Annotated in this window: 15 protein-coding genes; 9 read left to right on the top strand and 6 right to left on the bottom strand. The window is 73.7% G+C overall.

What is annotated here, in order from left to right; genetic code table 11:
* The first annotated feature begins 99 nt into the window (after positions 1–99).
* Entirely contained in the window at positions 100–615 is a 516-nt protein-coding gene (locus tag IOD16_RS15665; protein WP_201440644.1) for a hypothetical protein, read from the top strand.
* 187 nt (positions 616–802) lie between these two features.
* Here IOD16_RS15665 and IOD16_RS15660 read toward each other — a convergent pair whose 3' ends face one another.
* Together IOD16_RS15660 and IOD16_RS15655 are read right to left on the bottom strand one after the other, a co-directional pair.
* Complete coding sequence (locus tag IOD16_RS15660) at positions 803–1,222, bottom strand: HPF/RaiA family ribosome-associated protein (protein ID WP_201441385.1); 420 nt, start codon at positions 1,220–1,222, stop codon at positions 803–805.
* Between the two features lie 135 nt (positions 1,223–1,357).
* Positions 1,358–2,467: a carboxylate-amine ligase gene (locus IOD16_RS15655; RefSeq protein ID WP_236595008.1), complete on the bottom strand. Its 1,110-nt coding sequence runs from the start codon at positions 2,465–2,467 to the stop codon at positions 1,358–1,360.
* 532 nt (positions 2,468–2,999) lie between these two features.
* Here IOD16_RS15655 and IOD16_RS15650 point away from each other — a divergent pair.
* From IOD16_RS15650 to surE, 4 genes are read left to right on the top strand one after another with little or no spacing between them, the layout of a single operon-like run.
* Positions 3,000–6,788, top strand: coding sequence for a Pls/PosA family non-ribosomal peptide synthetase (locus IOD16_RS15650; protein WP_201440642.1), 3,789 nt, complete (start codon positions 3,000–3,002; stop codon positions 6,786–6,788).
* Positions 6,785–8,056, top strand: coding sequence for a M1 family metallopeptidase (locus IOD16_RS15645; protein ID WP_201440641.1), 1,272 nt, complete (start codon positions 6,785–6,787; stop codon positions 8,054–8,056). The genes IOD16_RS15650 and IOD16_RS15645 overlap by 4 nt, the downstream gene beginning before the upstream one ends.
* Positions 8,057–8,116: 60 nt before the next feature.
* Positions 8,117–9,037 carry a PfkB family carbohydrate kinase gene (locus tag IOD16_RS15640; RefSeq protein WP_123741430.1) on the top strand — a complete coding sequence of 307 codons (921 nt, stop codon included), beginning with the start codon at positions 8,117–8,119 and terminating at the stop codon, positions 9,035–9,037.
* A complete protein-coding gene (gene surE, locus IOD16_RS15635; RefSeq protein ID WP_201440640.1) occupies positions 9,034–9,780 on the top strand; it encodes a 5'/3'-nucleotidase SurE in 747 nt (248 codons plus the stop codon). The genes IOD16_RS15640 and surE overlap by 4 nt, the downstream gene beginning before the upstream one ends.
* Here the strand turns inward: surE and IOD16_RS15630 are convergent.
* From IOD16_RS15630 to IOD16_RS15615, 4 genes are all read right to left on the bottom strand, one after another.
* On the bottom strand, positions 9,777–9,917 hold the full coding sequence (locus IOD16_RS15630) for a hypothetical protein (protein WP_170184920.1): 141 nt from the start codon (positions 9,915–9,917) through the stop codon (positions 9,777–9,779). The two genes, surE and IOD16_RS15630, sit on opposite strands and share 4 nt — an antisense overlap.
* 124 nt (positions 9,918–10,041) lie before the next feature.
* Positions 10,042–12,297, bottom strand: coding sequence for a rhamnogalacturonan lyase family protein (locus IOD16_RS15625; protein ID WP_201440639.1), 2,256 nt, complete (start codon positions 12,295–12,297; stop codon positions 10,042–10,044).
* Positions 12,298–12,537: 240 nt separating this feature from the next.
* Positions 12,538–12,858: an L-rhamnose mutarotase gene (locus IOD16_RS15620; protein WP_123747687.1), complete on the bottom strand. Its 321-nt coding sequence runs from the start codon at positions 12,856–12,858 to the stop codon at positions 12,538–12,540.
* 72 nt (positions 12,859–12,930) lie between these two features.
* On the bottom strand, positions 12,931–14,766 hold the full coding sequence (locus tag IOD16_RS15615; protein ID WP_201440638.1) for a DUF6807 family protein: 1,836 nt from the start codon (positions 14,764–14,766) through the stop codon (positions 12,931–12,933).
* Between the two features lie 389 nt (positions 14,767–15,155).
* Between IOD16_RS15615 and IOD16_RS41270 the strand changes: the two genes are divergently transcribed.
* The 4 genes from IOD16_RS41270 to IOD16_RS41495 all read left to right on the top strand — a co-directional run bounded on the left by IOD16_RS41270 (position 15,156) and on the right by IOD16_RS41495 (position 19,517).
* Positions 15,156–17,420 (top strand): rhamnogalacturonan lyase, encoded by a 2,265-nt coding sequence (locus IOD16_RS41270; RefSeq protein ID WP_201440637.1) that lies wholly within the window; start codon positions 15,156–15,158, stop codon positions 17,418–17,420.
* 210 nt (positions 17,421–17,630) lie between these two features.
* Complete coding sequence (locus tag IOD16_RS15605; RefSeq protein ID WP_201440636.1) at positions 17,631–18,539, top strand: hypothetical protein; 909 nt, start codon at positions 17,631–17,633, stop codon at positions 18,537–18,539.
* 9 nt (positions 18,540–18,548) lie between these two features.
* On the top strand, positions 18,549–19,280 hold the full coding sequence (locus IOD16_RS15600) for a carbon-nitrogen hydrolase family protein (protein WP_201440635.1): 732 nt from the start codon (positions 18,549–18,551) through the stop codon (positions 19,278–19,280).
* 72 nt (positions 19,281–19,352) lie between these two features.
* On the top strand, positions 19,353–19,517 hold the full coding sequence (locus IOD16_RS41495) for a hypothetical protein (protein WP_201440634.1): 165 nt from the start codon (positions 19,353–19,355) through the stop codon (positions 19,515–19,517).
* Positions 19,518–19,631 lie beyond the last annotated feature (114 nt).

Here is a 19,631-nt window from a genome sequence, read left to right as displayed (position 1 = left end):
CCCGGTTCCCACGCCCGGGGCTCGACCTCCCGCTCGGAGCCGGCCGTCGGCCGCGCTCGCCATTGGACCGGGACGAGGGCTTGGGCTTGGATCACCGGCATGGGTGACGCGGAACAGATGTGGATCACCGTCGTGCCGGCGCTGGAGGACGGCGAGGAGGACGAGGCCGAGCTGGTCCTCGTCGGGATCGACCCCTCCTCGGACGACCCCGGCCGGCGCGTGGTGGACATGCTGCTGGACCGGGGCCACGAAGGGGAGGAAGGGGTGTTCTACCTGCTCCCCTTCGACCTCGGGGTGCGCTACGAGCGCACCGCCGACCGGTTGGCCGTGCTCCTGCTGACCTCGCCCGAGGTGTACGACCACATGGTGCGCGAGTACCGGGAGGACCTCGCCGAAGCCGCGGCGCACCTGCGCGGCGCCCCGCTGGTGGACGGCGGCGTGCTCCTGCTGCGCCGGGAGATCACCACGGACTTCGACCCCGCCACCGAGGACGGGAACCAACCGGTGGTCCTGCTGCTGCGGGAGGGGCCTGCGACGGAGCCGGACCTGTTCTCGGCCTTCGACGAGGGCGAGGCAGCGCTCGCGGTCGTCGGCGCCTGGGGCGAGGACGAGTAGGTGCTCGCCCGGACGGGCGGCCCGCCGGTGCCGCTCGCGAACCCTTCATCCCGGCCCGCCAAGACGGACCTCCGCGCTCGACCCTCAACGGCGCGGACCGGCCGGGTCGACGGTCCGCCGTCCGCGTCGGTCGCGGACTTCGGCGGCAGTCGACCCGGCGCGGCACGACGGGTTCGGCCGTCGTCGGTCAGATCGCGCGGGGCTCCGCGTCGCCGCCATCGGCGTCCAGGCTCGTCTCGATCACGCCGACCTGCTCCGGGTCTTCCGGAGGGGGCATGTGGCGGATGCTGTCGCTGCCCTTGTGGTCGTGGGCGCGGCTGTACCGGGAATCCAGCACCCTCCCCAGCTTGTGGGCCGCCCCGGCGTACGCGTCGTCCACGGTGGTCGCGTGGTGGGTCACCGCGACCGGCTGCTTGCCCCCGGGCCGCGCCTCGATGACGCACTTCTTGTCCTCCGGCTTGCTGCCCCCGTCCTCGCTGAGGTGCACCTCCACCCGGGTCAACCATCCGCTGAACCGGGACAGGCTGCTCTCCAGGTCGGTGGTCACATAGGTGGCCAGTCCTTCGCCACCGTGGATGTTGTGGTCGGTGTTGACCTGGATCTGCATGAGCACCCTCCGAAGCGGAACAGCGATGGTCTTGCTCGGTACCACGGGAGCGGCCGCCTCAAACCCGACGGCGGCCGGGTGGTTCGATCATCAGCGGGAAGCGGCCCCTCCCCGACGTGGTCAGGCCCGACGTGGTCAGGCGACGGTGTCCGGTGACCGGTCGTGCTCGGCGTGCTGGGCGACCAGTGCCACGACGTCGGTCAGGGCGTGGTCGCGGCGGAAGACCCGCCGCTGCCGGCTCGCGCCGTTGCCGTTGGCGATCAACTCGTCCACGAGGGTCTGCACGGCCCGCAGCTCACCCGTGGTGGTCAGCGCGGGTTCGACGTGGCGCAGCAGGCGGCGCAGCAGGTCGACGGCCGGAACGGGCCGGGTGGTCTCCAGGTCGACGCCCACGCCGTCCAGCCCATCACGCGCGGCGCGCCAGTAGGCCATGCGCAGCGCGTCATCGCTGACCCGAGGAGCCTCGACGCCGTCCTGGATGGACTGCAACGAGACCATCACCAACCCCCGCACCAGAGCGGCGAACAGCACGGCTTCATCCACAGTGGACTGCACGTCGCTCACCCGCACCTCCACGGTGGGCAGGTGCGAAGAGGGGCGGATGTCCCAGTAGACCATCTTCTCGTCGAGCACGCTGCCGGAGCCGACGGCCATGTCCACGGCGGACTCGTAGTGCGCGAGCGACTCGAAGTACGGCGGGGCGCCCGCGCACGGCCAGCGGCCGACGATCACCGACCGCCAACTGGCGTAGTCGGTGTCGACGCCGTGGTGGATCGGCGAGTTTGCGGTGAGCGCCAGCAGCACCGGGAGCCACGGCCGGACGTGGTTGCAGACCTGGACCGCGGTCTCCCGGTCGGGCACCTCGACGTGGACGTGGCACCCGCACACGACGTTCTCGGGCGCGAGCTGCCCGTACGCGTTGTTGATCCGGTGGTACCGGGGGTCGTCGGTGATCGGCGGCCCCGGCGCGTCATCGGCCAGGGCGGTGCCCACCGCGAGCAGGTTGCCGCCACACCGCGACGCCGCCTCGGCGGCGGTGGAGCGCAGGAACGTCAGCTGCTCCCGCACCTCCGCCATGGTCCGGCACACCGGCGTGTTGATCTCCACCTGCGCCCTGGTCAGCTCCAGCTCCAGCGCACCGCCCAGATCGCCGGCCACCTCGACGACGTGGGCGCTGATCGGGAGCAGGTGCCCGGTGGACAGGTCCGCCAGCAGGAACTCCTCCTCCACGCCGACTGTCGGCACACCGGGCACGCCGGGATCCGCAGACCACAGCACAGGGGAAAACGACGCCATCGTCTGCCTCGCTCACACGTTTGATAGTCGCCGGTCGGGACCGCGGACTACCCGCCGTCACCTATTGCAAAACCGATGGCCCATTCGGACCACGGACGGAGGGCGAGTCGACGCGATCCGCCAGATTTCCGGCACCGTCCGGTACCCCGTAACGCTGTCGGGCGCGACGGTCGGGTCGGTGGCCGGGGACTCGCGGTCAGCCGTGACCGGAGCCGGATGACCGCGCTCGGGCAGTCGTCGCCGTCAGCCGCGGAGCCGGAGCGGGACAGCCCGCGGGCGCGGCCGACAGCCGTTGACGGGCAAGGGATCCCGGATCGTCCACTGTGGAGCGATCATGCGCGGATCGGTGCCGTGGCTGGATGTGATGCCACCCACTCGCGGTCACAGCGGCGCGACGGGGGCGTGAATCACCGGTAAAGTCGCAGGTCGGCGTTTTCTTGGAGGACTTCACAGTGCGACTTCGCCCCATCGGTGCCCGTCGGTGACCATCGCCCCCGATACCGCCTTCCCCACGCTGACCGACCCGCCGGCGTTGTTCCGCGCCGGCGCCGCCGCGCCTGAGCGCACCCTCGTCGCGATCCTGGCCGACACCGCGCGCCGGCACCCGCACTCCCCCGCGCTGGACGACGGCACGACGTCGTTGACCTACCGGGAGCTCCTCGACGAGGTGGACGCGCGGAGCCGTGAGCTGGCGGCGGCCGGCATCGGGCCCGGCGACCGGGTCGGCATCAGGGTGCCGTCCGGGACCGCGGACCTGTACGTGGCGGTGCTGGCGGTGCTCACGGCCGGCGCCGCGTACGTGCCCGTCGACGCCGACGACCCGGACGAGCGGGCCGAGCTGGTGTTCGGCGAAGCCGACGTGTGCGCGGTCGTCACGGGCGACCTGGAGCTGCGCGGCACGCCCCTGGGGCTGGTCGGCGCTCCCGGTCCGGACGACGACGCGTGGATCATCTTCACGTCCGGTTCCACGGGCAAGCCGAAGGGCGTCGCGGTCTCGCACCGGGCCGCCGCCGCGTTCGTGGACGCCGAGGCCCGCCTGTTCCTCCCGGACGACCCGATCGGCCCGGACGACCGCGTGCTCGCGGGCCTGTCCGTGGCCTTCGACGCCTCGTGCGAGGAGATGTGGCTGGCCTGGCGCCACGGCGCCTGCCTGGTCCCGGCGCCGCGGGCCCTGGTCCGCACGGGGTTCGACCTGGGGCCGTGGCTGGTCGAGCGCGAGGTCACGGTCGTGTCCACGGTGCCGACGCTGGCCGCGTTGTGGCCGGTGGACGCCTTGGACGACGTCCGCCTGCTCGTCTTCGGCGGCGAGGCGTGCCCGCCGGAGCTGGCCGAGCGGCTCGCCGTCGACGGCCGCGAGGTGTGGAACACCTACGGCCCGACCGAGGCGACCGTCGTGGCCTGCGCGGCGCGGCTGACCGGTGTCGGCCCGGTGCGCATCGGGCTGCCCCTGGACGGCTGGGAGCTGGCCGTGGTGGACGCGGCCGGCACGCCCGTGCCGATGGGCGGCTCCGGCGAGCTGGTCATCGGCGGCGTCGGCCTGGCCCGCTACCTCGACCCCGCCAAGGACGCCGAGAAGTTCGCGCCGCTGCCCGCCCTGGGCTGGGACCGCGCCTACCGCAGCGGCGACCTCGTCCGCGCCGAGCCGGAGGGCCTGCTGTTCCTCGGCCGGGCCGACGAGCAGGTCAAGCTGGGCGGCCGGCGGATCGAGCTCGGCGAGGTCGACGCGGCGCTCCAGGCGCTGCCGTCGGTCGCGGGCGCCGCCGCGGCCGTGCGCACCACCAAGGCGGGCAACCAGGTGCTGGTCGGGTACGTGGTCGCGGGCGAGGGCTTCGACCAGGCCGACGCGACGGCCCGGCTGCGGACCGCGTTGCCCGCGGCGCTCGTGCCGCTGCTGGCCGCCGTCGACACCCTGCCCACCCGCACGTCCGGCAAGGTGGACCGGGCCGCGTTGCCGTGGCCGCTGCCGGGGCTGGACGTCGCGGCGCCGGCCGGGACCCTCACGGGCACCGAGCGGTGGCTGGCCGAGCGGTGGTCGGAGCTGCTGGGTTCCCGGGTCGCCGGCCCCGACGCGGACTTCTTCGCCCACGGCGGCGGCAGCCTCGCCGCCGCCCAGCTGGTCTCCACGATCCGGACCCGCTACCCCAGCGGTTCGGTCAACGACGTCTACCAGCACCCCACGCTGCGCGCGTTGGCCGCGCGGCTGGACGAGCTGGGCGGCCACCAGGGCGTCACGCGCGAGGTCGCGCCGACGCCGCAGCGGACCGGCCTGCTCCAGTCGCTGCTGCTGGTGCCGCTGATGAGCCTGGTGGGCCTGCGGTGGTCGGTGGGGTTGGCGGCGGTCGGCAACGTCGTCGGCTTCACCACGCCCGTGTCGTGGTGGTGGATCGCCGCGGGGTGGCTGGCATTCGTGAGTCCGCCCGGCAAGGTCCTGATCGCGGCGGGCGGCGCGCGGCTGCTGCTGCGCGGCCTGCGCCCCGGCACCTACCCCCGCGGCGGCGGCGTGCACCTGCGGGTGTGGACCGCCGAACGGCTCGCCGAGTTCAGCGGCGCGACCGACCTGGCCGGGTCCTGGCTCACGCACTACGCCCGCGCGCTGGGCGTGCGGGTCGGCCCGGACGTGGACCTGCACTCCGCGCCGCCGGTGACCGGTCTGCTCAAGCTCGGCAAGGGCTGCGCGATCGAGCCCGAGGTGGACCTGTCCGGGCACTGGGTGGACGGCGACCGGCTGCACGTCGGCCGGCTGCGGGTCGGCGCGGGCGCGGTGGTCGGCGCCCGCAGCACCCTGTTCCCCGGCGCCCGGGTCGGCAAGCGGGCGGAGGTCGCGCCCGGTTCGGGGGTGACCGGCTCGGTGCCGACGGGGCAGCGCTGGGCCGGCGTCCCGGCGCAGCGGCACGGCAAGGCGGCCCGTCCGGGACCCCGTCCGCCCCGGTCGGCGTGGTGGAAGCTGGTCTACGCGGCGACGACGTCCGCGCTGGGCCTGCTGCCGGTGGCGGCGGCGGTGCTCCCGGTGCTGCTGATCACGCGCGAGCCGGTGACGCCGGGTTCGGCGATGCTCGCGGTGCCGTTGGCGACGGTCGCGTGGCTGGGCTCCTACGCGCTGCTGGTGCTGGTGTCCGTCCGGCTGCTCGGGATCGGGTTGCGGGCGGGCACGTACCCGGTGCACAGCCGGATCGCCTGGCAGGCGTGGACCACGGAACGGCTGATGAACACCGCCCGGGTCGTGCTGTTCCCGCTGTACGCGAGCCTGCTCACGCCGGTGTGGCTGCGCGCGCTCGGGATGAAGGTCGGCCGGCGGGTCGAGGCGTCGACCGTACTCGCGCTGCCGAGGATGACCACGATCGGCGACGGCGCGTTCCTCGCCGACGACACCATGGTCGCCACCTACGAGCTGGGCGGCGGTTGGTTGCGCATCGCCGCCGCGCGGGTCGGCAAGCGCGCGTTCCTGGGCAACTCGGGCATGACCGCGCCGGGCCGTTCGGTGCCGAACCGCGGCCTGGTGGGTGTGCTGTCCTCGACGCCGAAGCACGCCAAGGCGGGCAGCTCGTACCTGGGCATGCCGCCGATGAAGCTGCCGCGCGCGGCGGAGCGGGGTGACCAGAGCCGGACGTTCGACCCGCCGCGACGCCTGGTCGTGGCGCGTGCGCTGGTCGAGCTGTGCCGGGTCGTGCCGGTGATGTGCCACGTGGCGCTGGTCGTCGGCGTGCTGTTCGCGATCCGCGAGCTGGGACCGCTGCTCGCCGGGCCGGTGCTGCTCGCGGCGGGTGTGCTGGCGTGCGCGGTGTCGGCGGCGGCGAAGTGGCTGCTGGTGGGCCGGTTCCGGGCGCGGGAGCACCCGTTGTGGAGCGGGTTCGTGTGGCGCAACGAGCTGGCGGACACGTTCGTCGAGGTGCTGGCGGTGCCGTGGCTGGTCGGCCGGGCCGGCGGGTCGCCGGTGATGGCGGTGTGGCTGCGGTCGCTCGGCGCGCGGATCGGGCGCGGCACGTGGGTCGAGTCGTACTGGTTCCCGGAGTCGGACCTGGTCAGGTTGGGTGACGGCGCGACGGTGAACCGGGGGTGCGTGGTGCAGACCCACCTGTTCCACGACCGGATCCTCCGCATGGACCGGGTGGAGCTGGCGGAGGGGGCGACCCTCGGCCCGCACGGGATCGTGCTGCCGGGCGCGACGGTCGGCGCGCACGCGGCGGTGGGCCCGGCGTCGTTGGTGATGCGCGGCGAGCACGTGCCCGAGGGCACGCGCTGGCTGGGCAACCCGATCTCCTCCTGGCGATGACCGCCCCCTACCTGGCCGACCACGGTGACGGCGGCTACCGGGTCGCGCACTACGACCTGGAGCTGGACTACAAGCCGCACACCGGGCGGCTGGCCGGTCGGGCGACGCTGTCGGCCGTCGCGACCGGCCCGTGCGCGCGGGTGGTGCTGGACTTCGGCACGCTGACCGTCAGCCGGGTGCTGGTGGACGGCCGGCCCGCCCGGCACGTGCACGGCGGCGGCAAGCTGCGCGTGCGGCCCTCGCGCCCGGTGGACGGGCCGTTCACCGTCGAGGTGCGCTACTCGGGCGTGGCCCGCCCGGTCCGCTCCCGGCACTGGGGCGAGCTCGGCTGGGACCAGCTCACCGACGGCGCGCTGGTGGCGAGCCAGCCCATCGGCGCGCCGTCCTGGTTCCCGTGCAACGACCTGGTGCGGGACAAGGCGACCTACCGGGTCTCCGTCACCGCGCCGTCGCCGTACGCGGTGCTGGCGAACGGGGTGCCGGTCGAGCGGCGCACGGGCGGCAGCAGCACGACGTGGGTCTACGAGCAGGCCGAGCCGATGGCGACCTACCTGGCGTCGGTGCAGATCGGCCTGTACGAGCGGCTGCCGCTGGCCGTGGGCCAGGACGTGGCCGTGCCCGCACGGCTGCTGCGCGCCGCGAAGCACGACTTCGCCCGCCAGCCGCGGATGATGGCCGTGTTCGAGGAGCTGTTCGGCCCCTACCCGTTCCGGACGTACCAGGTCGTGGTGACCGACGACGAGCTGGAGGTGCCGGTCGAGGCGCAGGGCATGTCGGTGTTCGGCGCCAACCACGTGGACGGGCGGCGCGGGCACGAGCGGCTGGTCGCGCACGAGCTGGCGCACCAGTGGTTCGGCAACAGCGTGGGCCTGGCCGACTGGCGCGACATCTGGCTCAACGAGGGTTTCGCCTGCTACGCGGAGTGGCTGTGGTCCGAGCGGTCCGGCGGCCCCGCCGCCCAGGCGCACGCCGCCCGCGCGCACGCCCGCCTGGCCCGGCTGCCGCAGGACCTCCGGATCGGCGACCCCGGTGTGGCGAACCTGTTCGACGACCGGGTCTACCAGCGGGGCGCGCTGACCGTGCACGGCCTGCGGGCCCGCCTCGGCGACGCGGCGTTCTTCGGGGTCCTGCGCGAGTGGACCGCGACCCACCGGCACGGCGCCGCGACGACGAGCGACTTCGTGGCCCTCGCCCAACGCCACACCCCCGAACCGCTGACCGCGCACTTCCGCTCCTGGCTCGCCGAGCCGCGGTTGCCGCCGATGTGACGCGGGCCGGAGGAGCCGCCGCCGTGGTTCGATCACGGCGGAATCGGGTAGATGTCCGTTATGCCCGATCGAGTAGCGGTGTTCGCGCCGTCGCCGGAGTTGACGGTGACGGTGGAGGAGTTGGACGGCACGCCCGACATCCACATCCACGCCGGAGGACAGGGTGTGTGGATCTCGCGCATGATCGAGTCCCTGGGGGCCGAGGTGGTGCTGTGCTCGGCGTTGGGCGGTGAGACCGGTCAGGTGCTGCGGAACCTGATCGGGGTCGAGCTGAAGGTCCGCGAGGTCGCCGCCCGCAACGGCGGTTACGTGCACGACCGGCGGGATGGCGGGCGCGACCAGCTGGTGCGGATGCCCGCCGACGCGCTGTCCCGCCACGAGCTGGACGACCTGTACGAGATGATGCTCATCGAAGCGCTGGACGCGGGCGTCGCCGTGCTGAGCGGACCCGCCGCGAAGGACACCCCCGTGCCCGACTCGGTCTACGAGCGGCTCGCCAAGGACCTCGGCGGCAACGGCTGCCGCGTCGTCGTGGACCTGTCCGGCGACCGGCTGGCCGCCGCGCTCGCGGGCGGTCCGACGGTGGTCAAGGTCAGCCACGAGGAGCTGGTGTCCGACGGGCTCGCGAAGTCCGACGCGCTGCCCGACCTGGTCGAGGGCTGCCGGCGGATCGCCGAGACCGGCGCGAGCGCGGTCGTGGTGTCCCGGGCCGCCGAGGAGACGCTGGCGTGGCTCGACGGCGCGCTCTACCTCGTGGAGACACCCGACCTCAGCCCGGTGGACACGCGCGGCGGCGGCGACTCGATGACCGCCGGGCTGGCCGCGGGTCTCGCGCTCGGCCATTCCGTGGAAGAGTCGTTGAAGCTGGGCGCGGCGGCGGGCACGGTGAACGTGACCAGGCACGGGCTCGGCACCGGCAGCGGCGACGTGGTGCGCGGCCTGGTCGACCGGGTGCGGCTGCGCCCGTGGGAGGACGCATGAGGGTGCTCATCACCAACGACGACGGGATCGACTCGCCGGGGCTCGCCGCCCTGGCGCGCGGCGCGGTGGCGCACGGCTGGACGACCGTGGTCGCCGCGCCCGCCCGCGAGTCCAGCGGCACGAGCGCGGGCCTGACCGCCGCCGAGGACGACCGGCGGGTCCAGGTCGAGCGGCGGGAGCTGCCGGGACTGCCGGACGTGCCCGCTTACGCGGTCGCCGCGCACCCCGCGTTCATCGCGCTGGTCGCGTCCCAGGGCGCGTTCGGCGACCCGCCGGACGTCGTGCTGTCCGGTGTGAACCGGGGGGCGAACGTCGGCCGCGCCGTGCTGCACTCCGGCACCGTCGGCGCGGCCCTGACCGCCGCCGTCAACGGCGCGCGCGCCATGGCGGTGTCCCTCGACGTGGGGCTGGAGCTGACCGAGCCGCACCACTGGGACACCGCCGTCGCGGTGGCTTCGACGCTGTTCGACCGGCTCGCGGCCCTGCCGGTGGGCGCGGTGCTCAACCTGAACGTGCCCGACCGGGCCGAGGTGGGGGCGCCGGCCCGGGCCGCGCTCGCCGAGTTCGGCGCCGTGCGCACCCGGATCAAGGACAGCGACGACGGCACGATCGCGCTGGCCGCCATCCTGATCGAGGACGAGCTGGAGCCCGGCACCGACGCGGCGCTGCTGGCCGGGGGACGACCGACCGTCACCCCGCTGCGCTCGGTCGGCGAGGACCCGGATGTCGAGGTGTCGTTCTAGTCGTCCTCCGCGCGCTCCGCGGCGGACTGCTCGGACTGCTCGCCATCGGACCGGCCCAGCGCGTCCTCCGCGCCGTTGACCAGGTCCGGACCGCCCCACTGACGGCCTTCGGTCTGGCCCAGTCTGTGCTTGCCCATGGTGTGACCTCCCTCGATCCCCGGACAAGTACCCGCTGACCGGGCGGTTAACACCCCCGAAAAGCCTATGGCCTACCCTGGGTGAGGTAGGCCACGGCTGCGGAGCGTGATCAGTGACGGGTCGTCACCCGGCGTAGTGCACGTCGGGCCACGGCGGGGTGGCCATGCCGTTCCCGATGTGGAAGCTCGGGTGCGGCGGCTGGTTGTAGGCCGTGTTCTGCCACGCGATGGCGACGCGGTACATGGTGTCGTGCATCAGCGTGGGGATGCGCCGGTCCGTCTGGTTGGGCGTGGAGTAGATCCGCAGCGCGGAGTTGTCCGAGGTGCGCCAGACGACCTCCTCGCGCCAGTCGCCGAACAGGTCGGCGCTCAGCGCGGGCGTGGCCTTGGTGCCGTTGTTCGAGGCCACACCGGAACCGGTGAGCAGGCGGGTGTCGCCGCCGGTGCCGTACTTGTCGATCCTGGTCTGGTCGAGCAGCTCGCGGGTCGGGTCGCCGTCCCACCAGACCAGGAAGTTCATCGACGACGGCTTGCGGCCGACGTTCTGGCCCGCGGGGTTGCGCAGGCTGCCGTCCTGGGCCGACCAGGACTCCGCGCCGGGGCTGCCCGCGTAGATGTCGTCCGCCACCCCGCGGCCGTTGTCGCCGCCGCTCGCGGTGGTCCACAGCCGCGCTCCGGTGCGGGCGTCGGCGAACCAGGAGCCGGGCTTGGAGCTGTCCTCGGAGACCTTGAAGTACTCCAGGCCCTGGCGGGACGGGTCGAAGTCGCCCAGGTGGGCGGCGTCGCCGTGCCCGAGCCCGGTGGTCCACAGGCCCCGGCCGTTGTCGTCGATCGTGGCCGCGCCGTAGACGATCTCGTCCCGGCCGTCGGCGTCCACGTCCCCGACGGTCAGCGAGTGGTTGCCCTGGCCCGCGTACCCGGAGTTGCCCGAGGAGTTGGAGTCGAAGGTCCAGCGCTTGGTCAGCGCGCCGTTGCGGAAGTCCCAGGCCGCGATGACCGCGCGCGTGTAGTAGCCGCGGGCCATGATCAGCGACGGACGCGCGCCGTCCAGGTAGGCCGTGCCCGCCAGGAACCGGTCGACGCGGTTGCCGTAGTTGTCGCCCCAGGAGGAGACGGTGCCGCGCGGCGGGTCGTAGTTCACGGTCGACATCGCCGCGCCGGTCTGACCGTTGAACATGGTCAGGAACTCCGGCCCGGTCAGCACGTAGCCGCCGGAGTTGCGGTAGTCGGCGCTCGCGTTGCCGATCACCGTGCCGCGGCCGTCACGCGTGCCGTCGGCGGTCTTCATGGCGACCTCGGCCTTGCCGTCGCCGTCGTAGTCGTAGACCTGGAACTGGGTGTAGTGCGCGCCGGCGCGGATGTTGCGGCCCAGGTCGATGCGCCACAGGCGGGTGCCCTGGAGCGTGTAGGCGTCGATGAAGACGTTCCCGGTCACGCCCGACTGCGAGTTGTCCTTCGCGTTGTCCGGGTCCCACTTCAGCACGAACTCGTAGTCGCCGTCGCCGTCCAGGTCGCCGACGCTCGCGTCGTTCGCCACGTAGCCGGAGCCCGGCGACTGGATCGGCACGTCCCGGTAGCCGGAGCCGAACCCGAGCGACGCCGGGGAGGCCGCCTGCTCGGACCCGTCGACCACGGCGCGCACGGTGTAGGAGGCGTCCGCCGCCGCACCGCCGTCCAGGTAGTTCGTCGAGGCCGTGATGGGCGAGGCGTTGACCTTGGTCCCGCCCCGGTACACGTTGAACGCCACGTTCTGCGGGTCGCCGCCCAGCAGGCGCCAGCTCACCAGGTTGCCGGACCCGGAGCGGACGCTGATCACGCCGCGGTCCAGCCGCTCGACCTGCTTGCGGCCGGTCGGGTCGGACGGCCCCGGCCCCGGAGTCGTGGTGGTCGTCGTCGTGGTGGTGGTCGTGGTCGTCGTGGTACTCGTGGTGGTCGACGTGCCGGTGGTCGTCGTGGGGTCGACACCGCCCGTGCAGGTGGTGCCGTTGAGCGTGAACGTCGTCGGCACGCCGACCACGTCACCGGTCGTCGAGCCGTTGAAGCCGAACGACGCCGTGCCGCCGGTCGGGATCGACCGGTTCCAGTCCACGTTGGACGCCGTCACGCTCGCGCCGGAGGCCGCGAACGTCGCGTTCCACCCCTGGCCGAAGCGCTCCGAGCCGGGGAAGGACCAGGCCAACGCCCACCCGTCGACCGGGTCGCCCAGGTTCTTGATCGTGACGTTCGCGGAGAACCCGCCCTGCCACTTGTTCTGCACCACGTAGTCGACCCCGCAGCCGGGGGCCGCCGAAGCCACACCGGCGACCAGCAGGCCTCCGGTCAGTGCGCTGATCGCCGTGGCGGCGGCGATCGCCCGCACTCTGAACGAGTTGGTGAGCACCGTTGCTCCTTCGTCGCTGATTCTGGGAGCGCTCCCAGACGTAATCCGGGTAACGCCCTCGCCCGGCACATGACAGCACTGCCACTAGGCGGCCGTCAAGTGATGAAACGATTCACACCGACTCGTCCCAATTGGTCCGAACGGGCCGGCTCACCTGGCCAGAGGCGTTCTGAAAAGGTTCAACCACCTTCCTCCACCGGAGAGACACCGCTCCCCCGTGACCGGCACGCCCCGCCCGGCTCAGTCGAGGTGGAAGACCTCCGTCAGCGGCCTCATGGCCTCGTCGGGCTGCCTGCCGTCCAGCGCGGTGAAGAACTCGGCCATCTCGGCCTGCCACCGGTCGTTCACCTCGCGGTCGCGCATGCCCCGCTGGGCGGCGTCCCAGTCCGGGGTCTCCAGGTAGCCGACCAGCAACCCGTCGTCGGCCAGGAAGAGGCTGTAGTTGCCCCACCCGGTCTCCCGCAGCGCCTCCCGCATCTCCGGCCACACCTCGCGGTGCCGCTCCCGGTACTCCTCCAGCCGTTCCGGGCGCACCCGGAGCAGGAAGCAGATCCGTCGCACGTCGACCTCCGAGACTGGAACCTTCACAACGACGTCTGTCGGCACGCGGCGTGCCCCCTCACCACGTGTCCCTCACGGCGGGCGCACGCCGTCGTAGAACGCCACCCGCACGACGATCTCCCGTTCCTGCCCGGGCCCGAGCACCACCGGCGCGTCCCAGGCGAGCGCCGAGCCGATGCCCTGGTACCGGCCGACCCGCACGAACCACGGGTCGGTCGGACCGGACACCACGGCCGTCCACGGGCGCACGGGATCGCCGACCACGACCGCCAGCCACGGCGCGGCCCGGCCGTTGACCTCCGCCTCGCCGGCGCCGTGGGGGCTGTAGACCCGCACGGACAGCGGGTCGAGGTCGGGCAGCCGCCAGAACCAGCCGCCGTAGCCCGCGCCCTCCCGACCCTTGCTGCCCGGGCTGTGCAGCACCACGTCGCCCACCGCGGTGAGCACGCTGGTCCACTCCAGCTCCCAGCCGTCGGCGACCGCCCGGCGGCGGACGCGGCGGCGTTCCCGCAGCAGGACCGCGCCCGCGGAGTCGCACCACGCGAGCTCGCCGGGTCCGGTCTCCTCGACCCGGCCCAGCTCGCCCGGCACGTAGCCCCGCCCAGGGACGTAGTTGCGCCCGCCCCACAGGTTGACCCCGTTCACGTCGGGCAGCGCGAGGCCGATGCCCCGGTGCCACGGGTGGTCCTCCGGGTGCTCGCCGGTGACCACGACCCCGCCGAGCGTGCGCACCGGGTGCAGCGCCGGTCGCGGCACGACCAGCGGCAGCCGGGCGCCGTCCCAGCCGTGCCGGGCCACCCGGCCCAGCGGCGACCACGGCACCTCCAGCTCGGCGAACGTGCGCAGGTGCTCGGCGGCCTTGGCCACCACGTGGTCCACGCCGTCGACGTCCACCCGCTTGCCGTTGCGGCGCAGCCAGGCGGGGTCGATCGGCACGGGGTCCGGCGCGGTGCGGACGGCCTCCAGCACGCGGGTGAACGCACCGGTCGCGGCCAGCGGCGCCTGCAACGGCACGGCCGGGTCCTCCAGGTGGTCCAGCAGGTTGCGCAGCGGCGAGTCGTGGCGGTGCCGCTCCTCGATGCCGTCGATCACCAACCGGTGCTCGGTGTAGTGCAGCTCGGCGCGCTTGCGGCTGCCGTGCACGACGATCACCGGTTCCCGGACCACCTCCGCGCACAGCGTCACCGCGACCACGACGACCGTGCCGTTGCGGGTGCGCAGCCGCAGGCAGGAGGTGTCGTCGGCCTCGATGTCCCGGGAGCGCAGCAGCTCCAGCTCGATGTCGCGCACGTCGTCCACGCCCGTGCTGCCGTCCAGGGCCAACGCGGTCGCGACGCCGTGCGCGAACGGGTTGGTCAGGGCGCCGTCCACCACCGGCAGGCCGTCGAGCGTGCGCCGGCCCGCCCACGGCGCACGGGTGAAGTAGGTGTCGTCACGCGACCACGTGCCGCGCACGCCGATGCCCCGGATCTCGCCCAACGCGCCGGAGCGCATCAGCAGGGCCAGCCGGCGCACCGCGTGCGAGCCGAGGCTCTGGAAGCCGACCTGGACCGGCCTGCCCGCGGCCCGGCCCACCAGGTCGTGCCAGTCGGCGAGGGTCGGCGTGGGCGGTTTCTCCAGCAGCAGGTGCGCGCCCGCGTCCAGCACCTGACGCGCCAACGGCACGTGCGTGTGCATGGGGGTGGAGACGATGCCGATGTCCGCGTCGCGCAGCAGCGTCGACAGGTCGGCGTCCACCGGCCGGTCGCCGACGAGCCGGCGCGCCTCGCCGTCGAGCGGGTCCACCTCGCACACGCCGGTCAGCCGCACCCGGCCCTCGGCCTCCAACGCGGCGATCTCCCGCAGGTACAGCCGCCCGTAGCCGGCCGCGCCGGCGAGCACCACCCGCGGCACCGCGCGCGGCGTCACCGGCGCCCCACCGCGGCCGCCGGGTGCGCGTGGCCCGCCCCGTCGCGCGACGGCTCGGCGGCCGGGGCCGCCCCGATCACCGGACCCAGCCGGAGTGCGTGGCGCCCGCGAGCCGGCCGGCCGCGACGGTCGGCGACACCTGCCCGACCAGCGGGCCGCCCGCGCCGCCGCGAGACACTCGTCCCATCACCCTCACCCTTCGGTTGAATCGGTTCAACCACGCTAGGTGACCCCTATTACGGCGTCAAGCAAGACTTTCCTGCGCCGCAAAGAGGACTTCGCCGAAGGCGCATCTCGTGTGGATTCGGCCTTGCCTTTCGTGTTGAAACGGTTCATTGTGTGGCGTCATCACGTACCTCGCGCACCGTCGCGCCCATTGGAGGACGCAGATGACCCGCGTCAGACCCCTGCCCGCCGCGCTGGCGGCCCTAGCGCTCGTCCTGAGCACGTCACCCGTCTCCTCCCCGGCCTCGGCCACCCCCGACGGCCCGCGGCTCGAACGCCTCGACCGCGGCCTGGTCGCCGCGCGCACCGAGGGCGGGGTGTTCCTGAGCTGGCGGCTGCTGCGCCACGAGGTCACCGGCCACACCGGCACGGGCCTGGCCGGCCCGGCGTTCGCGGTCTACCGCGACGGCCGCCGCATCGCCACGGTCACCGACAGCACCAACTACCTCGACACCGAAGGCGGCTCGCAGTACCGGGTCGCGCCGGTGGTGCGCGGCCGGCAGGGCGAGGCGAGCGAGCCCGTGACACCGTGGGCGGGCGGGTCCTACGACCTGCCGCTGCGCAAACCCGCCGACGGCGTGACGCCGGCCGGCGAGGCGTACACCTACTCGGCCAACGACGTCAGCGTCGGCGACGTGGACGGCGACGGCAGCTACGAGTACGTGGTGAAGTGGGACCCGTCGAACAGCAAGGACGTCTCGCAGATCGGCTACACCGGGCCGACCTACGTCGACACCTACCGGTTCGACGGCACGTTGCTGCACCGCGTGGACCTGGGCGTGAACATCCGGTCCGGCGCGCACTACACGCAGTTCCTGGTCTACGACTTCGACGGCGACGGCCGCTCGGAGATGATGATGAAGACCGCGCCGGGCACCAAGGTGACGACGTACGACCGGCGCGGGAACGCGGTGTCGGAGCGGTACGTCACGATGCCGCGCGAGGACGTGCGCGCGGGCTACTCCCACAGCGACGACTACCGGCTCAGCGCCGCGGGCTACTACGAGCACGTCGTGGAGGTGTTCCGGGGCTGGCACGAGCACCCCGAGGTGGTGGCGGGGCGGTGGCCCGCCACGCTGGAGCAGGCGTTCGGCATCCCCGTGCGGTACGCCTACCCGTTGTCCGAGGCGGACGCGCGGGCGTTGGCCGACCACTTCATGGACGTCTACGCGCCGAGTCGCAGCGCCCGCAACAACCTGCGCGCCTTCGCCGGGTTCATCGTCGACGGGCCGGAGTACCTGACCGTGTTCGACGGCAGGTCCGGCCGTGAGCTGGAGACCGCGCGGTACGAGCCGGGCCGGCACGACGACGGCCTCATGTGGGGCGACTACGCGCTGGGCCGGATCGAGCCGGGCAACCGGGTGGACCGCTTCCTGGCCGGTGTCGCGTACCTGGACGGCAAGCGGCCGTCGGCGGTCTTCGCCCGCGGCTACTACACGCGCACGACGCTGGCCGCGTACCGGTGGAACGGCCGCAAGCTGGTCAAGGACTGGTTCGTCGACAGCGGCTGGGTGCCGATGAGCAACCCGTTCAACTACCCGGTGCACGGGCAGGACGGCACGTCGCCGACGCACGGCGGCCTGACCACGCAGGGCGCGCACTCGCTGAGCGCGGCGGACGTGGACGGCGACGGCAAGCAGGAGATCGTGTACGGGGCGTCGACCGTCGACCACGACGGCAAGGTGCTCTACAACTCGTCGGCCGTGCTGCCGCCGGGCAGCGCGAACCCCGGCGCGGTGGCGCGGCTCGGGCACGGCGACGCGCTGCACGTGACCGACATCGACCCGGCCCGACCGGGGCTGGAGATCTACATGGTGCACGAAGGCGCGACTTCGGCACCCTACGGCTACGCGCTGCGCGACGCGGCCACCGGTGCGGTGATCTACGGCGGGTACACCGGGCGGGACACCGGGCGCGGCATGGTCGGCGACGTGCTGCCGGACGAGCCGGGCCTGGAGACGTGGGCGTCGCTGCCGGGCGGCACCGACGCGGCGGGCCTGTGGTCGGCGGACGGACGGCCGCTGTCCACGGCCATCCCGGGCACGAACGCGAGCATCCGGTGGGCGGCCGACCTGACCACCCAGATCGTCGACGGCGCGCAGGACGTGACGCCGACGATCAAGGACTGGCGGCGCGGGACCGTGCTGACGGCTGACGGGACGCGGACCAACAACGGGACCAAGGGCAACCCGGCGCTGGTCGCGGACGTGCTGGGCGACTGGCGGGAGGAGCTGGTGGTGCGCACGGCGGACAGCACGGCGTTGCGGGTGCACCTGAGCACGGAGGTCACCGGCCACAAGCTGTACACGCTGATGCAGGACCCGCAGTACCGGGTGGACGTGGCCCGGCAGCAGACCGCCTACAACCAGCCCGCGTACCCCGGCTTCTACCTGGCCTCGGACGTCGACTGGGCGAAGGTGCCGCGCTGAGCCCGCCGGGGAGGCGCACTAGTGCGCCTCCCCGGCGTCGTGCTCGAGCTGCTGGACGGGGCGGTTCCTGCTCGCGCGGACCGGCAGGTCGGCGTTTCCGGTTGGACGGCTCACGGGTGACGCGCGTCGCGGGCGGGAGCGGGCCGGCGGGCCACCGCTCTCGACCTGGCCAAGCTGTTCACCCAGCTGGACCTGCCGGGCGCGGACGTCGTGCAGGACGGCGCCGGGACCGTGGTCGTGCGGCACGACGCCGCCACGCCGGTCCCACCGCGCACCACCGCGGTGATCGCCGCCGCGGTGCGCGGAATGCTCGGGCCCGCGACCCGCGTGACCATCCGGCCGCGGGACCCGACGAGCCCCGTGACCGCCCGGCCCCAGGACGAGGCGCGCGCCGCGGAGCGCGACCTCCGGCTCGGGCAAGGTCCCCCGTCGCTCGAACCGGTCGAGGTGGCCGAGTGGGCGCGCTCCTGGCTCGTGGGCGAGCCCGGGGTGCGCGCCGCAGCCCTGACCGGTTCGTTCCTGTCCCCGAACACCCTCACCCGGCACAGTGACGTCGACCTGACCGTCGTGGTCGAGAAGGACGGTCCGGGGTGGCCCCGCCTGGCCCGGGAGATGCACCGGCACCTGACCGGGCTGCGGGTCAACGTCGACACCGCGGCCGCCGTCGCGGACTCGCCGCTGCTCCGGGCCCGCCTGCTGTCCGAGTGCCACCCCGACCTGGGCGACCTGGGCGAGGCGGGCGTGACGTGGCCGTCGGTCCCGGCGCTGCGGGCGGTGGCCGGGCCGTGGTTGCAGGACGCGCGGGCGGTGCTGTGGACGCAGCTCACCGCCGCCGAAGGGGTCCGCGACCCGGTCCGGGCGTCCTGGTTGTCGTCGCGGCACGTGCTCAACGCGTTGCGCTACCACTGCCTGGTCCGCGGTGTCCGGACCACCGTCGCGGAGGACGTCCTGGCCGTCACCGAGGAGGACGGGGTGCCGGGGTTGCGGGAGGTGCGGGAGGTCATGGAGGTCGCGGCCGGGCACCGGCCGCCGCTGCCGGTGGGGTGGGACGGCGGCGAAGGCGCGCCGGCGGTCGGCCTGCGCGTCATCGGGTGGGTCCGGGCGAACCTGCCGCGTTAGGGTCGTCGGGTGATCACCCCTTATGACGTGGCCGCCAACGTGGCGGCGCACGTCGAGGCGGTGCGCGCGGCCGGGGCGCGGGTGGTGGTGTTCCCGGAGCTGTCGCTGACCGGGTACCACTTCGACGCGCCGGTGGTGCCGTTCGAGTTGGTGCGGCCGTTGGTGCGGGCGTGCGCCGAGACGGGGACTGTGGCGTTCGCGGGTGCGCCGGTCGGCGGGGCGTTCGGCGGCTCGGGTGGGGCCGGCAGTGGTTGGGGCGGCGGTCCTGTCGGTGGGCCGAACATCGGGGTGCTGGAGGTGTCCGGCGCCGGTGTGCGGGTGGCGTACCGGAAGATGTGGCTCGGCGGCCGGGAGGCGGTGCGCTTCCGGCCCGGTGACGCACCGGCGGTCGTCGAGGTCGACGGGGTGCGGCTCGGGTTGGCGGTGTGCAAGGACACCGGCGTTCCTCGGCACGTGGCGGACACGGTGGCGTTGGGCGTGGACGTGTACGCGGCCGGGGTGTTGGAGCACGCGTGGGACGCGGGTGTGGTGGAGGAACGAGCGCGGCGGATCGCGCTCGGGCACGGCGTGTGGGTGGCGATCGCGAGTTTTGCGGGCCCGACGGGCGAGGGGTACGAGTCGACGGCGGGCCGGTCGGCGGTGTGGGACCCGTCCGGTGGGATGATCACCTCCGCCGGCACCGGGGTGGGCGCCGTGGGGCGGGCGGTCATCCCGGACCGCGCCACGGGCGGAGGGGCGTGACCGACGCCGACCTGCCCGGTTCGTTCCACGACGCCGAGAACACGTCGCAGCGGGGGCACGACAGGCGCCGACGTGGAGCCGGATCCGCCTGATCGGCGCCGTGCGGTCGCCGAGTCGGTCAAGACGCCGGCCTGGCGGTATGCGGTGGCCGGTACGCCGTTCCCGGCCGCCGTGGCCCGACCGGCGGTGTCGTTCCGCGATCGGGCGGGCCGGGTCGACGGTGAGTCACAGGTGTGAAACCGAGCTCGCGTCACGTTGTCCACAGTGGAATGAATTCACGATCTTCTACGTCACCCGACCGATGTCTCCGCATCAATGCGGCCTCATCGTGGTGTCCATCGCACCGACGCC

Source organism: Saccharothrix sp. 6-C, assembly GCF_016695385.1.
GTDB classification, from domain to species: Bacteria; Actinomycetota; Actinomycetes; order Mycobacteriales; family Pseudonocardiaceae; genus Actinosynnema; species Actinosynnema texasense.
This window is presented reverse-complemented; position numbering and strand designations above follow the sequence as displayed.

Coding starts and splice junctions, on each gene's coding strand:
- IOD16_RS15660 (WP_201441385.1), bottom strand. CDS start 1,222: ATGCAGATCCAGGTCAACACCGACCACAACATCCACGGTGGCGAAGGA.
- IOD16_RS15630 (WP_170184920.1), bottom strand. CDS start 9,917: ATGGGCAAGCACAGACTGGGCCAGACCGAAGGCCGTCAGTGGGGCGGT.
- IOD16_RS15665 (WP_201440644.1), top strand. CDS start 100: ATGGGTGACGCGGAACAGATGTGGATCACCGTCGTGCCGGCGCTGGAG.
- IOD16_RS15640 (WP_123741430.1), top strand. CDS start 8,117: ATGCCCGATCGAGTAGCGGTGTTCGCGCCGTCGCCGGAGTTGACGGTG.
- surE (WP_201440640.1), top strand. CDS start 9,034: ATGAGGGTGCTCATCACCAACGACGACGGGATCGACTCGCCGGGGCTC.
- IOD16_RS41270 (WP_201440637.1), top strand. CDS start 15,156: ATGACCCGCGTCAGACCCCTGCCCGCCGCGCTGGCGGCCCTAGCGCTC.
- IOD16_RS15645 (WP_201440641.1), top strand. CDS start 6,785: ATGACCGCCCCCTACCTGGCCGACCACGGTGACGGCGGCTACCGGGTC.